This is a genomic window from Bradyrhizobium sp. Bra64, from assembly GCF_024519875.1.
Classification (GTDB): domain Bacteria; phylum Pseudomonadota; class Alphaproteobacteria; order Rhizobiales; family Xanthobacteraceae; genus Bradyrhizobium; species Bradyrhizobium japonicum_G.
Window position 1 is genome coordinate 823,115 of the sequence record NZ_JALJRD010000001.1, and the last position, 15,452, is coordinate 838,566.

13 protein-coding genes and 1 pseudogene are annotated in these 15,452 nt (G+C 63.2%); 11 read left to right on the forward strand and 3 right to left on the reverse strand.

All coding sequences use genetic code 11. The annotated features are described in order from the left end of the window. Positions 1-115 precede the first annotated feature (115 nt). The 4 genes from NR187_RS03890 (at position 116) to NR187_RS03905 (ending at position 4,648) form a co-directional block, all read left to right on the forward strand. Complete coding sequence (locus NR187_RS03890) at positions 116-2,257, forward strand: hypothetical protein (protein WP_256805749.1); 2,142 nt, start codon at positions 116-118, stop codon at positions 2,255-2,257. Positions 2,258-2,456: 199 nt separating this feature from the next. Further along, on the forward strand, positions 2,457-2,930 hold the full coding sequence (locus NR187_RS03895; RefSeq protein WP_256805750.1) for a hypothetical protein: 474 nt from the start codon (positions 2,457-2,459) through the stop codon (positions 2,928-2,930). A 354-nt stretch (positions 2,931-3,284) separates the two neighbouring features. Next, positions 3,285-3,563, forward strand: a complete 279-nt coding sequence (locus tag NR187_RS03900; RefSeq protein ID WP_256805751.1) for a hypothetical protein — start codon at positions 3,285-3,287, stop codon at positions 3,561-3,563. An 827-nt stretch (positions 3,564-4,390) separates the two neighbouring features. After that, complete coding sequence (locus NR187_RS03905) at positions 4,391-4,648, forward strand: hypothetical protein (RefSeq protein WP_256805752.1); 258 nt, start codon at positions 4,391-4,393, stop codon at positions 4,646-4,648. Between the two features lie 624 nt (positions 4,649-5,272). Here the strand turns inward: NR187_RS03905 and fetB are convergent. Genes fetB through NR187_RS03920 form a run of 3 tightly spaced genes read right to left on the reverse strand, consistent with a single transcriptional unit; the run spans position 5,273 to position 7,710 of the window. Next, the gene (gene fetB, locus NR187_RS03910; protein ID WP_256805753.1) at positions 5,273-6,079 is read right to left on the reverse strand and encodes an iron export ABC transporter permease subunit FetB; all 807 of its coding nucleotides are present in this window, start codon (positions 6,077-6,079) and stop codon (positions 5,273-5,275) included. Further along, a complete protein-coding gene (locus tag NR187_RS03915; protein ID WP_256805754.1) occupies positions 6,076-6,672 on the reverse strand; it encodes an ATP-binding cassette domain-containing protein in 597 nt (198 codons plus the stop codon). The genes fetB and NR187_RS03915 overlap by 4 nt, the downstream gene beginning before the upstream one ends. Positions 6,673-6,675: 3 nt before the next feature. Continuing rightward, positions 6,676-7,710, reverse strand: coding sequence for a Cj0069 family protein (locus tag NR187_RS03920; RefSeq protein WP_256805755.1), 1,035 nt, complete (start codon positions 7,708-7,710; stop codon positions 6,676-6,678). Between the two features lie 567 nt (positions 7,711-8,277). Between NR187_RS03920 and NR187_RS03925 the strand changes: the two genes are divergently transcribed. The 7 genes and pseudogenes from NR187_RS03925 to NR187_RS03955 all read left to right on the forward strand — a co-directional run bounded on the left by NR187_RS03925 (position 8,278) and on the right by NR187_RS03955 (position 15,162). Further along, entirely contained in the window at positions 8,278-8,511 is a 234-nt protein-coding gene (locus tag NR187_RS03925; RefSeq protein ID WP_038949341.1) for a PepSY domain-containing protein, read from the forward strand. 17 nt (positions 8,512-8,528) lie between these two features. Further along, a complete protein-coding gene (locus NR187_RS03930) occupies positions 8,529-9,431 on the forward strand; it encodes a DUF1259 domain-containing protein (RefSeq protein ID WP_256805756.1) in 903 nt (300 codons plus the stop codon). 27 nt (positions 9,432-9,458) lie between these two features. After that, a complete protein-coding gene (locus NR187_RS03935) occupies positions 9,459-10,121 on the forward strand; it encodes a hypothetical protein (RefSeq protein WP_256805757.1) in 663 nt (220 codons plus the stop codon). Positions 10,122-10,148: 27 nt separating this feature from the next. After that, a pseudogene (locus NR187_RS03940) lies at positions 10,149-10,649 on the forward strand (heme-binding protein). 174 nt (positions 10,650-10,823) lie between these two features. After that, entirely contained in the window at positions 10,824-13,292 is a 2,469-nt protein-coding gene (locus NR187_RS03945) for a family 16 glycoside hydrolase (protein ID WP_256805758.1), read from the forward strand. Next, positions 13,289-14,689 (forward strand): alpha-amylase family glycosyl hydrolase, encoded by a 1,401-nt coding sequence (locus NR187_RS03950; protein ID WP_256805759.1) that lies wholly within the window; start codon positions 13,289-13,291, stop codon positions 14,687-14,689. The genes NR187_RS03945 and NR187_RS03950 overlap by 4 nt, the downstream gene beginning before the upstream one ends. Beyond that, complete coding sequence (locus NR187_RS03955; protein ID WP_256805760.1) at positions 14,671-15,162, forward strand: hypothetical protein; 492 nt, start codon at positions 14,671-14,673, stop codon at positions 15,160-15,162. Before NR187_RS03950 ends, NR187_RS03955 begins: the two co-directional genes overlap by 19 nt. The last annotated feature ends 290 nt before the right edge of the window (positions 15,163-15,452 follow it).

A 15,452-nucleotide genomic window follows, 5' to 3' on the forward strand; every position in this document is an offset into this window, starting at 1 on the left:
TCGGATGCCGCCGGCGGCCGGCCGTCCTCAAGGATTCGCGCCGGTCGGCGCTAGTCCGACGATGTTCCTTGAGACTTGCGCGCGTCCGGTCTATGCTGTTCCCTGGATAGCTCGCATGGACACCGCCAACACCAGTTCCGAATCCTTGACGCACGCCTCGGCGGGCGTAGATTTCGTTCGACATGTCGCAGGATTCGCCAGCTTCGAGTTTCCGGATCGCTCGGAAGCCGGCCCGACGCCGGCCGAGGTGGTCTCCGGCATCGTCGATGCGGTGAAGGCTCTTAAAAAGCCGAAGCGCGTCCCGGGTCCTCGCAAGAGTGGCCCTGGCACCGAGAAGCGCGACCCGAAGAAGCGCAGCGCGGCCGGCTTCGAGGCGCGCAGTGACGAGGTCGCCGAGGACCGCAAGCTGGCGAGAGAGGCCCGCGCCAAGAGGGAGGCCCAGCGCGAGCTCGACGAGGCGAAGGCCCGTGGCATCACGCCGAAAGAGCTGGCGGCGGAGAAGGCGGAACAGGCGCAGCGCGAGTACGAAGCCGCCGACACGGCCATCCGCCAGGGCTATGCCACGCCGGAACAGGTCAAGCTGGTCTACGACGTTGAGCAGGCGCAGTTCTTCGCCAAGCGACGCGCCGAGGAATGCACCCGCAACGCCGCCGGCGCGTTCGTCTGGCCCGGTGGCGTGGTCGGCACTTCGGGATGCTACCGCGCGCCCTTCCAGAAGAAGGGCTTCAAATCGAGCCTGCACCACCACTACAAGCGCTTTGCCGCGTCCTGCGGCCGCCCCTATCGCCGCAACCTGCTCGCCGGCGACCGCAAGGACGGATGCTGGCGGCACTCGAAAAAGGTGTTCGCGCTCGACAGGATCTACGCGTTCTTCTGCGCGGTCTGCTTCGACATGTGGCGCATCGACATCGACCGCGATTTCGCTTCCTACGACGAGTTTAGGTCCTGGATCGACCATATCGTCCGCGAGCACAATCTGCCATGCGCTCCGCATATCGCCTGCTGGATTCCGGACGACCGCCGCCCCGGCCAGGTGCTGCACCCCCACTTGTATTTCATCCTGCCGGAAGGGGCGGCGGTCTGGCCGCACTCCGAACAGAGCCAGCACGACAAGCTGAAGTCCGTCATCGTCAAGACGCAGGAAGCGTTCGGCGGCGACCGCGGCGGCAACTCTCACCCATACTCGGGCAAGAATCCGCTGAGCTGGCTCGTCGAGAGCCGCATCGTCGAGCCCGAGCGGATGCCGGACCTCCAGGAATGGTTCGAGGCCGTCGGCGGAGCGTTCGTTCCGAACAAGACGCTCCCGGGCCTCGCCGCCGCCGCCATGGAGGCTGCGGCCCTGGGCGAAGAGAGCGGCGGATGGTTTCCGTGCGTCCGCGAAGCCGCTTTCGCCATGGCGAAGGAGATCCACAACTCCGGCAGGGCCAAGCTCGCCGACCGCAAGGGCTTCGCCGGCCAGATCGCCACGGCGATCACGGATCCGCTGACCGCGGCGCTGCGCCCGAACGCCGACCAGGCCGCGAAGCTGGCCGCCCTGATCGTGCGCGTCACCAAGCACACGGCCGAGACCTTCGATCCGAGCAAGATGGACAAGAAGGGCCGGCGCCGGGGAGCAGCGGCACATCTGATCGAGTCGGTCATGACGCTCAAGGAGCGCTACGCCGTCGGCGGCGAGTTCTCCGGACCGGTGCGCATCGAGAAGACGGTCGAGGCCCTCGCCGAGGCCATCCGCCTCGATATGCTCTGCGGCCGGGATCCGACCGCCGCCGACATCAAGGCCAAGGGAATCCGCTGCGGCAAGACGGTCGACCGCCATTTCGATGCCGCCTATTCTCTCGCGAAATCGAGGATTCCCGCACCGAGGACGAATGCGGGCATGCCCGTGGAATTAAGGGCGCTGTTTCGGAGTAACCCTGGCTTTCCTGCTGATATCCTGGCCCCCGGCCAAGCCGCGGCGCCGGTCTTCGCCGTGAGGTCCAACCCGCCGGAGGCCTCAGCACCGGCAATCCGGGACAAAACCATCGATCCTGACCCTGCCGACCTCGTCGGAACGACCGGTGCTGACGAGTTCGACTTCATCGTCGACGCGCTCCGTCGCATCGAGCACGCCAAGCGTCGGCGCCTGCGGCCCTCCGAAGTCCGCGCCGCGACGCAGTCCCGTCAGCCGGGCTCGCTCCTCGCAGCCTTCATGGCCTCCGGGGTCAAGCACTTCCATCGGTCGATCAAGAATCCCGTGCTCCGGTCAGCCGTGGCATAGCCTCCGGGCCTCCGGCGCAACGCCTTCAACCTTCCATCTGATCGTCGAAGACCCCGTCGGGCAATGCTGCAGAGCCTGCGGCGCGCATGATGCGAAGCCTCCGGCCCCATGCTCTCTCCTGATGTTGACCCTTGCCGCGTAGCCCCGGATAACCATGGGCGAAGCCGATCGGTCAGCCGGTCGGGACCAGGAGGCAACGATGGCAACGATGAGACGCAGACTGACCCCGGAGGACGTCGACACGATCGCGGAGCTCGACGCAGCCAAGGGCAGCTACTTTCAGAGAGACCCGGATCGAGCAGACAGCCGTTTCGTGAAGCCGCGTCGACGGCAGCCGGTCGAGGTAAGCAGAGCCAAGGCGCGTCTGCGAACAGCAAGATGGCGTAGCGAGATGGACCGGCGCAAGGCTCCGACAGTCGAGCAGGTGGGCATGGCGCTCGCGACGGCGCTGGCGACCACGTCGTGGAGCGACCGGCTGACGCAGCTCGACTACGACCTGCTCAGCAGGGCGCTTGACGACCTGCAGGCGAGGGGGTTCAGCATCACGGAAACCCGGAAGACGCTGCGTCGTCTGCGCATCAAGCTCGTCGACCCCGCCGACCGTGCCGGCGAGGAGTCCGAAGGCTGCGGTCCGCCGATCTGGCAGGACGACGCGAGCAAGCTGCCGTTCTAAGCGCCGCAGACCCGTCAACATTTCATAGGATTGACCGGAGTAGATCCGCGGGCGATCGTCAGCTCGCGAAGTTTTCAGGCAGCGAGGTCAACCCCCCGCTGTTTGGGTTGACAACCTTGAAGCCCCGCCGGCGATGAGCCTCCGGGGCTTCTTTTTTTCGACGACGCGTCGCTTGCGGTGTCGACCCTTGTCGGAACGGGAGCGATCGTACGCTTTGCCGGTCGCGAGCTATCCACTCTGACCGCACCCGAAGCCCCGCAGCACTCACCCCCGGTGAGACCCCCTGCGGGGCTTCTCGCAATCTGGCATGTCGACCGGATCGTTTGCTGACGCTGTCACCGGTGACAAATGCGCATGGTCAGCACGCGCAAGCGCACAGGCAAGGACAGGACAGCGGCTTACTGGGCACGCCTCGCGGAGTCGCGAGAGCCCCCGGCCTACGTCGTCGCCAACGCATGCCTATCCGCCGTCATCGAAGCCGGGATGAACGTCGAGACCGGTCTCGACCCGGCGCTGTTCATCGAGCGCGCTGCGGAGACCGTCATCGCCGACGGCAAGTTCAGCCAGGAAGGCTTCGACAACGTGCTGGCGCGACTGACGCAGCCGGGCAACCAGCGCTGGAGGCTGGCATGACGGCGCCGAAGCCCCGCACGCCGATGACCGCGCTCGGCGCCCACGTATACGGGCGGCTCGGCGCCGTCTCGATGTCGAGGCGAGCGCCGACAAGCGCTTCCGCAGCGACCTCAAGGCCCGCAACGTCGTGGTCGCCGACCTTACCGACGGCGAGTGCGCCGGCACATGTCACTTGCTGGCTCACAAGTTCGCAGGCAGATCCGGGGCGAGGGCCGCGAGATCAAGCCCGAAGCTATCTGTTCCGGCGACAGGCCGACCAGCCACCTGTTGCATGACGAGCTGGGATAGTCCCGATGCCGTTGGTCATGTTCGTCCGCGCCTACGTCATCGCTGGATGTGGATCATGTTCTCGAGGTCGAGCCGAGTGTGCGTGCAGTCGAGTCCAAAAGCAGATGCTTGAGTTGGCCTGCATCTAACGGCCGCTTGACGCAGCGCCACACCATGCTCCAGGCTGGTGCCGATCATCGGGGCGTTCTTCTCGAGATCTCTCACGACCTCCCATTCGCCGAAACTTCCTTCGGCCGGGGGCTACGCAATGAAGCGCCAAACCCTCCAAGGTTTTCCACAACAATTGGCGATGCCTGCCAGGTCCGCGCTTTGGCTCCTCAGAGACGAATTTAACCATGCTGCCGACGTCTCCCTCGAGTCGGTTCTTCCTTGCGTTTAGGATCGTGCTTTACGCCGACGAGAAGGCCCGTCCCGAACTCTTTAAAGCCCCGCGATCATGATGGCCTTGATCGACTCTGCGAAGGCTCTCGACGGGCCCGCTCAAGTCGCTGCATGAAGACATGGCTTCGATGGTCGAAGCGAGCACAGGAGTATCAGTAATGTCTGAATCGCGGTCTGACGGCGTCCAGCTCGATATGTTTCACCCCTTCGAGATCATCAAGACGAGTTCTCGTCGTGTCATCGTTCGCACGACGGAGGATGGCTATGGGATCAAGACCCGCGTTGACCGGCTGTGCGAGCACTTCGGGGGCCGTTATGTCGACGAGGAGAAGGGTTACAGCATGACCAAGTCCGGCGTCGCCAACATGGAGGCGGCCTACGCAGCAGGCGCCAAAGCGTTCTTCTGGTTGCTGTAGTGGTCCCGCGAGTCCGCTCCGACGGACGCGGTTTGAAGCGTGCAACTGTCGATCTGTATGACAGGAAGCCATCAAGGACTCACGGCACGATTGCTCGGCGCCGTGAATCCTAAGAAGGCGGCCTCTTCTCTCACAAACGTAGCTCGGAAGGCCTCGGTCGCGAAATTGAAGCCGAGTCGGGCGCTGGTCGAGGTGGGAGGCGTGAACTTCTGGTGACAGTCCTCAAGATCCTCGCGGCGTTTGCCGTGATGGAAGACCTCAAGAGGGTATGGCGATCCTATCGACCAGCGGCGGACTCTGACAGCGCGGCGAGCTAAATCGAGATCACTTGTCGTCGATTGGGCCGCCCTTCGCCATTCGCGTTGGAGCCGGCCGAACGGTTGGCCACGCCGTCGAAGGTTCGGCCATTCTCTGGGCGCATCCTTCTTTGCGCACTGTGGCGGAGAGAGTGGGACTCCCATCCCCCATGCCGCGATTGCGCAAAAACAGCCGAAAAAGAAGGATTCCCGAAAAGCCCGGCCGAATTTTGTGACCACCGCTGTGTACCACCGCGACGGCCATTTCGGCCGTCAATCTCGGACGATTTCGAGACGCTTGAGGTCGCCGGACGGCCTGACCGTTGCTCTATCCGGACTTCCCGGCCTCTATGCGATCGAGACGTAGCCGGTGTCTATGGTCGGTAAGCAGGCGAGCGCCTCCAAGGACGGCCGCCAGCGTTCCCAGGCCGGTGCCGCCGGCGATCAGGAACATGATCAGCAATTGATATTTGACCGCATCGACCGGCTCGACGCCGGCAAGGATCTGGCCGGTCATCATCCCGGGCAAAGAAACGAGGCCGATCGCCGCCATGCTGTTCACGATCGGCATGAACCCACTTCTCAAGGCGTCCCGTATGATCGGCAGCATTGCTTGGTGTCGGCCGCCGCCTAGCGCCAGACAAGCTTCTACGGCGGCCCGTTCGCGCACCAAGCTGTTCGTCAGCACGTCCAGGCCAAGGCTTATTCCGGTCATGGTGTTGCCCAGCATCATGCCCAGCAGAGGCAGCGCATAGCGCGGGTGATACCAAGGATCGGGGCGTAGCTCCGTGAGGAGCGCGAATATCGTGACGGTGCCGGCGGCGACTAGCGTGCATGTCGCTCGCAGACCGTACTTCCAGACCCCCCTCAGGCGTCGCTTCTGCCGCGCGACGATCTCCCGCGAGGCGAAGAGAACCATGACGAAGGCGGCGAGTGCGGTCCAGAGCGGCGAGACCGCGGCAAACAGGAACGTCAGCACGTATCCGACGAGGACGAGCTGAACCACCATTCGGACGGTCGCGATGGCCAGTTGCTTCTCGAGCTTGAGGCGGAGAACAAGAGAGAGGACGCCATCCATGACAACAAGGACCGCGGGTAGGACCAGATCGCCGTACGAAAGCTGAATGTACGTCACGGCCGGCTTTCCTTGATGCCGCCGTCAGGGCCCATCGCGAAAATCCTTGATCCGACACGTCGCGCTTGAGCGTCATCGTGGGTGCTCCAGATGACGCTCGTTCCATCCGCGACACGTTCGGCAATCAATGCCTCGACGGTGGCGGCGGATGCAGAGTCGAGCGCCGAAGTCGGCTCATCCAGCAGCAGGACGCGCGACCGCAGCATCAGCCCCCGCACAAGCCCCAATCGCTGTCTCTCGCCCGTGGAAAGTCTCTGAACCGGCCAAGGTCCGCAGTCGCCCGGAAGGCCAAGACGCATGACCAGCGGTAGTGCATCATCCCAGGCCGTGAAGTGCTCCTGCACGATGTCGGACCACCAGCCGGGCTCGGCGGCGAGATAAGTCACTTGCTTTCGCCAGGCGGGCGCGAACACCGCCTCCCGCGGCGTTCCGTCAAGCTTGACCGCCCCTTCGTTGGGGTCGAGGTCCGCGATCGAGCGAAGCAGCAAGGTCTTCCCGACGCCGGATGGTCCCTGCAGGGCGACGCATTCGCCGTCCTGCAGATCGAATGACACGGAGATGTGCAGGCGCTTGAGCCCGCTGACCGTCAGCATGCGTCAAAGCTTGAGCTTTAGCCGGTCGGCGACCCGTCGGGCGATCTCCGACGGCGCCTCTGCCGGGTACGGATGCACCGAGCTGACATTGATCTCGCCGAGCACGTAGCTGTCGCTCCCATCAGGCTGGACGGGGCCGAGCATGAAGTCGGCGTCCCAGATCGCCGGCAGGTCGCTTGGCGCGATATCGAGCAGCGAGGTTAGCTGCAGCGTCCACTCGTCTTCCATCAGCCGACGCAGCCGCTGGAAGCGCGGGTCGGCGTTGGACGTGTAGAGCCGCGGCCCGGCCGCGGCGCGCGCGGCCGGCGACTCCACCAAAGCTTTGACCTTGTGGTGACCGAAGCCGGCGCAGCGGTCGCCGGCCATGTAGCAACGCACGACGCCCTCATCTAACCGGGGCTGGAACGCCTGGTCGACCACGCTGCCGTTCTCGAAATACTCCGCACAGCGGCGGAGAAAATCGTCCAGCGTCAGTTCCTCCGGCGTGTCTTTGGTCGCTTCCAGCGCCCTGATCATGGATGAGGTCGCCAGCTTCTCGACCTTCCAGACGCCCTGGCCACCGTTGCCTCGGTTGCGCTTGATCACGCGTGGGCCGGAGGCGAGCCGCGACGGCAACTCGGCACGCATCGCAGCGGCGGTTTGGTACAGCGCCATGTCGCCTCCCCAGCCCATGGAGCGGGTGCGATAGAGGACCTCCTTGGTGCCCATCTTGAGGATGACGTCCGGGTGGGCGCTCACCCAAACTCCTTGCGCGGCGACGTCGCGCAGCAGGGCGTCGAGACCGGCGCGGTTGCGGCCGTCTTGGATGGGGTTGACCCAGACGAGTACGCCGTCAACCGCGAGCAGTTCTTCGCGGGCGGCCTCCGCAAAACCCTCGTCGTAAATCACGGGGCGCCCCTCGATGCCGACGGCGGCAAGCGCATCGAATACGTCGACGAAGCGGCCGCTTTTCGGGGTGGCATCTCGACGCGCGGCGGCGTCTCCTCGCGAGAGGATGGCTACCGTGCGTCGGGCGGAGGAGTGTTCTTCGGTGTCCATGCGCGAGCTCCACGTGTTGCGTGCTGCGCAGAGCTTGGACCGAAGTCTCGCCGGGAGTCTGCTTGATCCCGCCCCGGCACTCTACGTGAGATCGCGTGGATCCTTCAAGCGGCGGTTTTCCGTGGCGGGCGCGTTGACCCGGCGGTGAGGTCTTTTCCGTTCCGGACGGCGGTGAAATTTTCGTGACGGTCGGTTTCACGCGCCCGAGCGATCGCGGGTTGACAGCCTCGCCGAGTGAGTTTTTAGTCGCGTGACGGGGATATGCGATCTCCCCGCGAGGCGTCATGCTCAAGAATCGCGTCCTGATCACCAAGGGCGCAGCATGTCAGCATTGTACACCTACCTTTCACCCGACAAACTTTCTCGATCGGTAGGCTCGGCGGTCGCGCTGGGCCGGCTCGCGGCTTCGCGCGGCGTTCGCGCATCGAGCGGGTGAACCCAGGTCTTCTCCTACACGACCGACGTTGCCGCGACGCGATCAAGAGACGCACGACGGGCCGGCCAGAAAGGTCAGGTGAGGCCGGAAGCAGGACTACTTCTGGGGCTGGGACAACCAGGAGATCAGACATGCGAACATCTACGATCTATCAGGTAGCGATATTCGTGGCGCTTGCAGCGGGACTCTCGCCTGCCCGCGCCCTGACCCAAGACGAGTTTGTCGCCAAGATCCAGGCGGCCGGCTACTCGCAGGTGACCGACGTCAAATCAACCGCCGAGGGCATCACCGCCAAGGCTGTGAAGGACGGCAAGCCGGTGACTCTCGTCGTCGATAGCAGCGGCCAGATCAAAGAGCGGAACTGAGATGGAGGACGCGCACGATGAAACGCAAAATCTGGTCCCTGGCCGCGAGCGGCCTCGCTCTCGCCTACTTGCCCTTCGTCTACGTGGCACGCGCGCAAGCGATCGATTGGCAAAAGGTCGACGAGACCCTCGGCCGGAAGGCCGCGGTCTCCGATGACGTCCACCGCTACGGCTTTCCACGCAGCGACCTTTCGGTGACCCTCGACGGCGTGACGATCAAGCCTTCGCTGGCGCTTGGCGGATGGGTCGCCTTCAAACCTGGGCACGGTGGCGCCATGGTCATGGGTGACCTTGTGCTGCTCGAGACCGAAATCAATCCCGTGATGGCGAAGATGATCGCCAGCGGTCTCGAAATCACAGCCGTGCACAATCATCTGCTGCGCGCGAGCCCGGCGACGTTCTACATGCACCTGGCCGGCCACGGCGCCCCCCTCAAGCTGGCCTCGGCGATCCATGATGCGCTGGCTGAGAGCACGACGCCGCTGACTATCGCGGCCCCCGCGAGCCCGCCGCCTGCCGTGGACCTCGATACGGCGAAGCTCGACCAGATCATCGGCGTTAAAGGCCAAGCAAACGGCGGGGTCTACCAGTTCAACGTGAAGCGACGCGACCCGATCACGCAAGACGGCATGCCGCTGACGCCCGTCGGTCCGATGGGCGTGGCGATTGGCATCAATTTCCAGCCGACCGGCGGCGGGAAGGCCGCCATCACGGGCGACTTCGTGCTGACGGCCGACGAGGTCAACCCCGTCATCGTGGCGCTGCGGACACACAGCATCGAGGTGACGGCGCTACACAGTCACATGCTCGATGAGCAGCCGAGGCTGTTCTTCATGCACTTTTGGGCGAATGACGACGCGATCCGGCTTGCCGAAGGCTTGCGCGCTGCCCTGGACAAGACGGCGAGCACGAAGAACTGAGGCGAAGATCGCAAAGGAGGCGATCCGATGTCCTACCGGGCCAAGCCGCTGCTCGCCCTAGCGTTCATGTCGATCTCGTTGATGGGAGCGTCCGCCATGGCTCAGACCGTGAATTTCGATGACGCTCCCGCGGGAACGTCGCCTGAAGGTTGGATCCTTACGATGACTGGCCGAGGAGAGGCGAACTGGACCGTTGAGCCAGACCACACGGCGCCGAGCAAGCCGAACGTCCTCAAGCAATCCGGCAGGGCGACTTTCCCAGTGGCTCTCAAAATGGGTACCGACATCCGCGACGGCTTCGTCGAGGTGAAATTCAAGGCGGTCGCCGGCTCCGAGGATCGCGCTGCGGGACTGATCTGGCGCGCGAAGGATGCCGACAACTACTACGTCGTCCGGGCAAACGCTTTGGAGAACAATGTCGTGCTCTACAAGACGCTCAACGGCGTTCGAACGTCTCTGGATATCGCAGGTCGCAAGGGCGGATATGGCATGAAAGCGCCCGTGGCCTCCGGCCAGTGGCACGTGTTGCGCTGCGATTTCACAGGAACGCGGTTCAGGGTGACGTACGACGGACGGCAGTTGTTCGATGTGGAGGACGCCACGATCTCCCAATCGGGCATGATCGGCCTGTGGACCAAGGCGGATAGCGTGACCCTGTTTGATGATCTGACGTATGGTGAGGTCAAATAGGTCCCTGTCCCGTTGCCGGAGATAACCATGAACACTCGACCCCTGATGGTCGCGACTGCCTTGGTGATCGCTTCCGTCTGCCCGCTGCGGGCAGAAGAAAACTTGGTCGCCTACAAATCACTCGCTCCAGAGTTGGCATTCGATCTTGCACGCGCCGCGTTGAATAGCTGCCGCTCCCGGGGATTCCAAGTCGCAGTCGCCGTGGTCAAATCGTTTCGACGTGACGCAAGTGATGCTGCGTGATCGCTTTGCAGGTCCTCACATGCCACCAACGGCGGCAGGCAAGGCTTGGACGGCCGCGTCGTTCAGGACCAGTACGACTGAGCTCAATGCGATCAGTCAACCCGGCATGATGCAGGCGGGCATTCGCCATCTTCCCGGAGTAGTCATCATAGGAGGGGGACTGGTGGTCGAAGCCACCGGCTCGCTGGTCGCAGCGGTAGGTGTCTCCGGAGCTCCGGGGGCGACGCTGACGAAGCGTGCGCGAGGGACGGCATCGACGCCATCCGCGACAGGCTGGAGTTCTGACCTGGATATGGAGCGGCTCCAGTATCGTAGATTGGAACCTGACCCAATCGCCAGCGAGGCCCCTCCCGCTGCGACGCTAGAAGTGAGAGCAATCTGTGAACTAGCTCATTTTAGATTGAAGGAGATCGTGCCCTAACAGGAAGGCGAGTTCGAGGATTGCACCAGGAGCGGGCAATGGCGATCACCACCGAAAGGACCTCGTTCACCAAAGATATCCAGGGCCGCTACCTCTGCAACAACCTGGCCGAGGTTGATGCGTGGAAATCCACAGGCGGGCGACCATTCGATTTCATCATCGTGGGAGGCGGTACGTTCGGCTCGGCTATCGCCGAGCATCTGTGGTTCCGACAGAAGCAGAGTGGCGGCGGATTGCGGACACTGGTCGTAGACGCCGGGCTGTTCACCGTTCCTGAGCACGTCCAGAACACGGGGATCCAGGGGTTCGGCGATCCGGCCAATCCATTCTTTCTGGACGAAAACTTGCCGCAGCCGGAGCCGCCACGCAACGAGGTTTGGGGCATTCCTTGGAAATCGACTATTCCCTTCAAGGGACTGGCGTATACACTCGGAGGCCGATCACTCTATTGGGGCGGTTGGTCGCCTCGTCTTCTGGACGAGGAGATGTCGGGTTGGCCGGCAAATACCGTAGCCGATCTGAACAGCCGCTATTTCGACGAGAGTTCGCGGCAGATCGGTGTCGACGAGGCGAACGACTTCATTTTCGGCGAACTGCAGAACGCGCTTCGTCGTCAGCTCTTCGATAATTTGTCCAGCGTGCCTGGTGCGATTACGCTCGACGCGCTCCCGCCCTCGCCGCTGCTGAAGCCCGGCGCGGACCCCGCACAGTTGCTCGGTCTGTCGTCGAGTGGCGGGCTTTCGCAAAACGACCTGCTGAACATGCTAAAGCTCGAAGCGCCGCTTGCCGTACAGGCGCGCCCGCCACATGCGGGGTTCTTCCCGCTCAACAAGTTCAGCGTCGTTCCGCTGCTCATGAAGGCGGCGCGAACCGCGGCGAGCGATTCCAACGGCAATGATTCCGTCAAGGAATTCATGGTGCTGCCCGATACGCATGTGCTGACACTGCGCACCGTGCCGACCGCGGCAGGGACATGGCGCATCTCCGGCGTCGAGACGAGCCGCGGCCCGATTGACCTGGCTCCGGGCGGCGCCGTCATCATGGCGCTCGGCACGATTGAGAACGCGCGGCTCGCTCTGGCGTCGTTCGATGCCACCGGACTTCCAACCCTGCCGCTCATCGGCAAGAACCTGATCGCTCACCTTCGCTCGAACCTCGTTATCCGCGTGCCGCGCTCGGCGATTCCCGGGCTTTCGTCGGCGGTGAACGAACTGCAGACCGCGGCCATGTTCGTGAAGGGCCGGGCGACGCGCCCAAATGGTGACCTGATCGGTCACTTTCACCTTCAGATTGCTGCGAGCGGCGGCGGCAATACCGTAGGCGGCGAGGACGAACTCTATCGCAAGGTGCCGGACGTCGACTTCTACGACCAACTGCGGACTTCGACCGATACGCATATCGCAATTGCAATCAGGGGCCTCGGAGAGATGGAGCCGGCCGACCCGGCCGATCCCGCCGCTCATCCAAGCCGGGTCGATTTGAGCGCGCGCACCGACGAATACGGGGTTCGTCGCGCATCGATTGCGCTAACACCGACACAGCGAGATTGCGATCTTTGGGCCGCTATGGATGCGGCAATGCAGAAGGTCGCCGCCACCTTCGCCAGCGGGCAGCCGATGCAGGTGCTCCAAAGCAACCAGGACGGGCTCGGGACGACGCATCATGAAGCCGGGACGCTTTGGATGGGCACCGACCCGGCCGCGAGCGTCACCGATGGCAACGGACGCTTCCATCACACTGAAAACCTCTATGCGGCAGGCCCCGCGCTGTTCCCGAGCATCGGCTCTCCCAACCCCATGCTGACCGGGATCGCGCTGTCGCGCCGCACGGGCGACTTGATCATGGCGCCGCCACCTGTCGTGGCCGATGCGGGCTTCGAGACGCTATTCGACGGTAATACTCTTGGTGACTGGACAATGTCGACGATCAGCAACCAGCCCGGTCGGAACGACCCTGGCTCGTTCCGGGTTCGGCGCGGTGTGCTCGAGACGCGAACGGGAACGGACCTTGGGCTCCTCTGGCTGAAGCGCCCCACGCCTCCTCGCTACGTTCTGCGGCTGCAATGGATGTTGACCGCGCCCGACGACAATTCGGGTGTCTTCATCGGCTTCCCCGACCCTCGAAACGAAGGTTACGACAACACAGCCTATGTCGGCATCAACTTCGGCTTCGAAATTCAGATCGACGAATTGGCCCGACCGGACAGGGCACCGATCCACAGGACAGGTGCAGTCTACTCCTTCAAGGGGCCGACCGACGGTCCGCTGACTGTCCATCCTGTCGGAGAATGGAACAGCTATGAAATCACCGTCGATGGTGCGGACATCACCGTCGTGCTGAACGGGCAGACGGTAAACATCTTCCATTTTGCCGGCGATCCGCAGTCTCCGCGCCGCGGTCTGCCGTCGACCGCGCAGGACCCGCGGTTCATCGGCCTGCAGACACATACGGGCCGAGTGCTCTTTCGCAACATCCAGTGGAAGCCGCTGGAAGGCGCTGTGGCATGAACTTGATGCCACTCGGATCATTGGGCGCCGTCGAAACACACGGAACGGTGACGTTCGGACTGTGGCTCCCCTGGGTGTCGGCGGCCGACGGCGACGTCGTCACCGTGAAGATCATCCATGAGGCAGATCAGTTTCTCCAGGCCTTTCCGGCTCGAGAGTTCCAGCTTACGCACAGTGTTCGTCCGCCGTATGGGGACTTCTGGTCGGCCACCGTACCCATCGCCGGCACGCTGCCCGCAGTGCCGGGCTCAGCTTGGGGCAATCCGGGCCGCTACGTCTATCGCTACACGATCACGAATCCGAGCGTAGGCACGATCGACTGGATCATTGATCCCTTCGCACGCGAGTTCGGTGTCGGCAAGCAATCCGCCTTCACCCTGGGCTATGAGCCCTACGTCTGGAGTGCGGGCGAGGCGCAATGGCGGACGCCGGCGCTGGCAGATCTGATCCTCTATGAGGTGAACATCGCCGAGTTCGGCAGCGACCTCAATCGGGCCCGCGGCTTCGCGGCCTACCTAGCTGACCTCGGTATCAACGCCATCGAGATCATGCCGCTGTCCAACGTCGGCAACTCGGTCGACTGGGGCTATCTGCCGATCGGCTATTTCGGCGTCGACGAGCGCTTCGGCAATCGGTTGGATTTCCAGCAATTGGTCGACATTTGCCATCAGCACGGGATCGCGGTGATCGTGGACGTCGTCTATGGCCATACGGGCGTGGATTTCCCGTACTACGACGCCTACACGCGGCTGCGGTACCGCGACAATCCGTTCATGGGGCCGTTTGCCAAAGACTACTTCAGCAATTTCGGGAAGAGCACGGACTTCAATCGGGAGATCACGCGCGACTTCTTTTTCACGGCCAATCACCATTGGCTCGAGGTCTATCACGTCGACGGCTTCCGCTACGACTGCGTCCCGAACTACTGGGACGGGCCCATGGGCGTGGGTTATGCAAGCCTCGTCTATGAAACGCACCAACTGACCAAGGCGAACATCGCGTCGGGTCGACCTTACTGGAGCCGCTTCGACGCAGGAGCAGGCAAGCCGCTGACGCTGGTGCAAATGGCCGAACAGCTCGAAGCCCCGAGGAAGTGCTGCGCTCGACCTATTCCAACTGCACGTGGCAGAACGGCACCTACGGCGCTGCGCGCGCGGTTGCCCATGGGGATCGCGGCCGGCTGGCCGACCTGGGTCTGCAGCTGGGCCTCTTCGGCTACCCCGACCGGGAGACGCTCAACGGTGACGAGATCCCCAAAACTGCACTTCAATACGTCGAGAACCACGATCACGAACGCTTCCTTTGCAATTTCGGGACCTCCAATCCCGACGAAGCCGTCAATCCGCTGTTCGCCGAGGGCGACCGAACACTCTGGTACATGCTGCAGCCCTATTTGATCGGCCTGCTGATGAGCAAAGGCATTCCGATGCTCTGGCAAGGCGAGGAATTTGCCGAGAACTACTTTCTGCCCGACTTTGGAATGGGCCGCGTCTCCCTGCTGCGGCCGATGCGATGGGATTTCTTCTACGATGAGTCCGGCCGACCCATCGTGAGCCTGATCCGCAGGCTGCTGCGGATCAGGCGGCGACGCGACCACATTCGTCAGGGCACGTACTTCTTCTTCAACGATTGGGATCGCTATCAGCAGTTCGGAGTCCTGCTGTTCGCGCGCTATGCAGCCACCCAGTACACGTTGGTCGCAATCAATCTCAGCGACACCGGCCGGACCGTCCCGTTCTGGTTTCCGATGGGAGGTGACTACGTCGAAGAGCTGCATGGCGGCGCTCTCAACCTGAGGAACGTACTTTCGTTCCGGCGAGTAGATCTTGATATCCCGTCGCACTATGGACGGATCTGGACGCTGATGTAAGTGCGGCTACTGCCCTCACCCAGTTCACGGCAGGGTCGATTACCGATCGACGCGCTCTCAGTGGCAGCTGATCTGAATGCGGCCGAACTTCTAGGAACGATTGGGATCGTTCACATGGCACGATCGCCCATTGATGGAGGTAACTTAGGAAGCCGCAGATTTGCTGTAGCGATCTTCTCACATGCCCACTCTGAGCTCCGCAGCGGGCATATCCGCGCCAAGCGGGCCTTCATGTTCATGCAAACGCCCGCATCTCCTAAACAGCCAAAGGCCTCGCGCAAAAAAGAAGC

Coding starts and splice junctions, on each gene's coding strand:
- NR187_RS03890 (WP_256805749.1), top strand. CDS start 116: ATGGACACCGCCAACACCAGTTCCGAATCCTTGACGCACGCCTCGGCG.
- NR187_RS03895 (WP_256805750.1), top strand. CDS start 2,457: ATGGCAACGATGAGACGCAGACTGACCCCGGAGGACGTCGACACGATC.
- NR187_RS03900 (WP_256805751.1), top strand. CDS start 3,285: ATGGTCAGCACGCGCAAGCGCACAGGCAAGGACAGGACAGCGGCTTAC.
- NR187_RS03905 (WP_256805752.1), top strand. CDS start 4,391: ATGTCTGAATCGCGGTCTGACGGCGTCCAGCTCGATATGTTTCACCCC.
- NR187_RS03915 (WP_256805754.1), bottom strand. CDS start 6,672: ATGCTGACGGTCAGCGGGCTCAAGCGCCTGCACATCTCCGTGTCATTC.
- NR187_RS03920 (WP_256805755.1), bottom strand. CDS start 7,710: ATGGACACCGAAGAACACTCCTCCGCCCGACGCACGGTAGCCATCCTC.
- NR187_RS03925 (WP_038949341.1), top strand. CDS start 8,278: ATGCGAACATCTACGATCTATCAGGTAGCGATATTCGTGGCGCTTGCA.
- NR187_RS03930 (WP_256805756.1), top strand. CDS start 8,529: ATGAAACGCAAAATCTGGTCCCTGGCCGCGAGCGGCCTCGCTCTCGCC.
- NR187_RS03935 (WP_256805757.1), top strand. CDS start 9,459: ATGTCCTACCGGGCCAAGCCGCTGCTCGCCCTAGCGTTCATGTCGATC.
- NR187_RS03945 (WP_256805758.1), top strand. CDS start 10,824: ATGGCGATCACCACCGAAAGGACCTCGTTCACCAAAGATATCCAGGGC.
- NR187_RS03950 (WP_256805759.1), top strand. CDS start 13,289: ATGAACTTGATGCCACTCGGATCATTGGGCGCCGTCGAAACACACGGA.
- NR187_RS03955 (WP_256805760.1), top strand. CDS start 14,671: ATGCTGCAGCCCTATTTGATCGGCCTGCTGATGAGCAAAGGCATTCCG.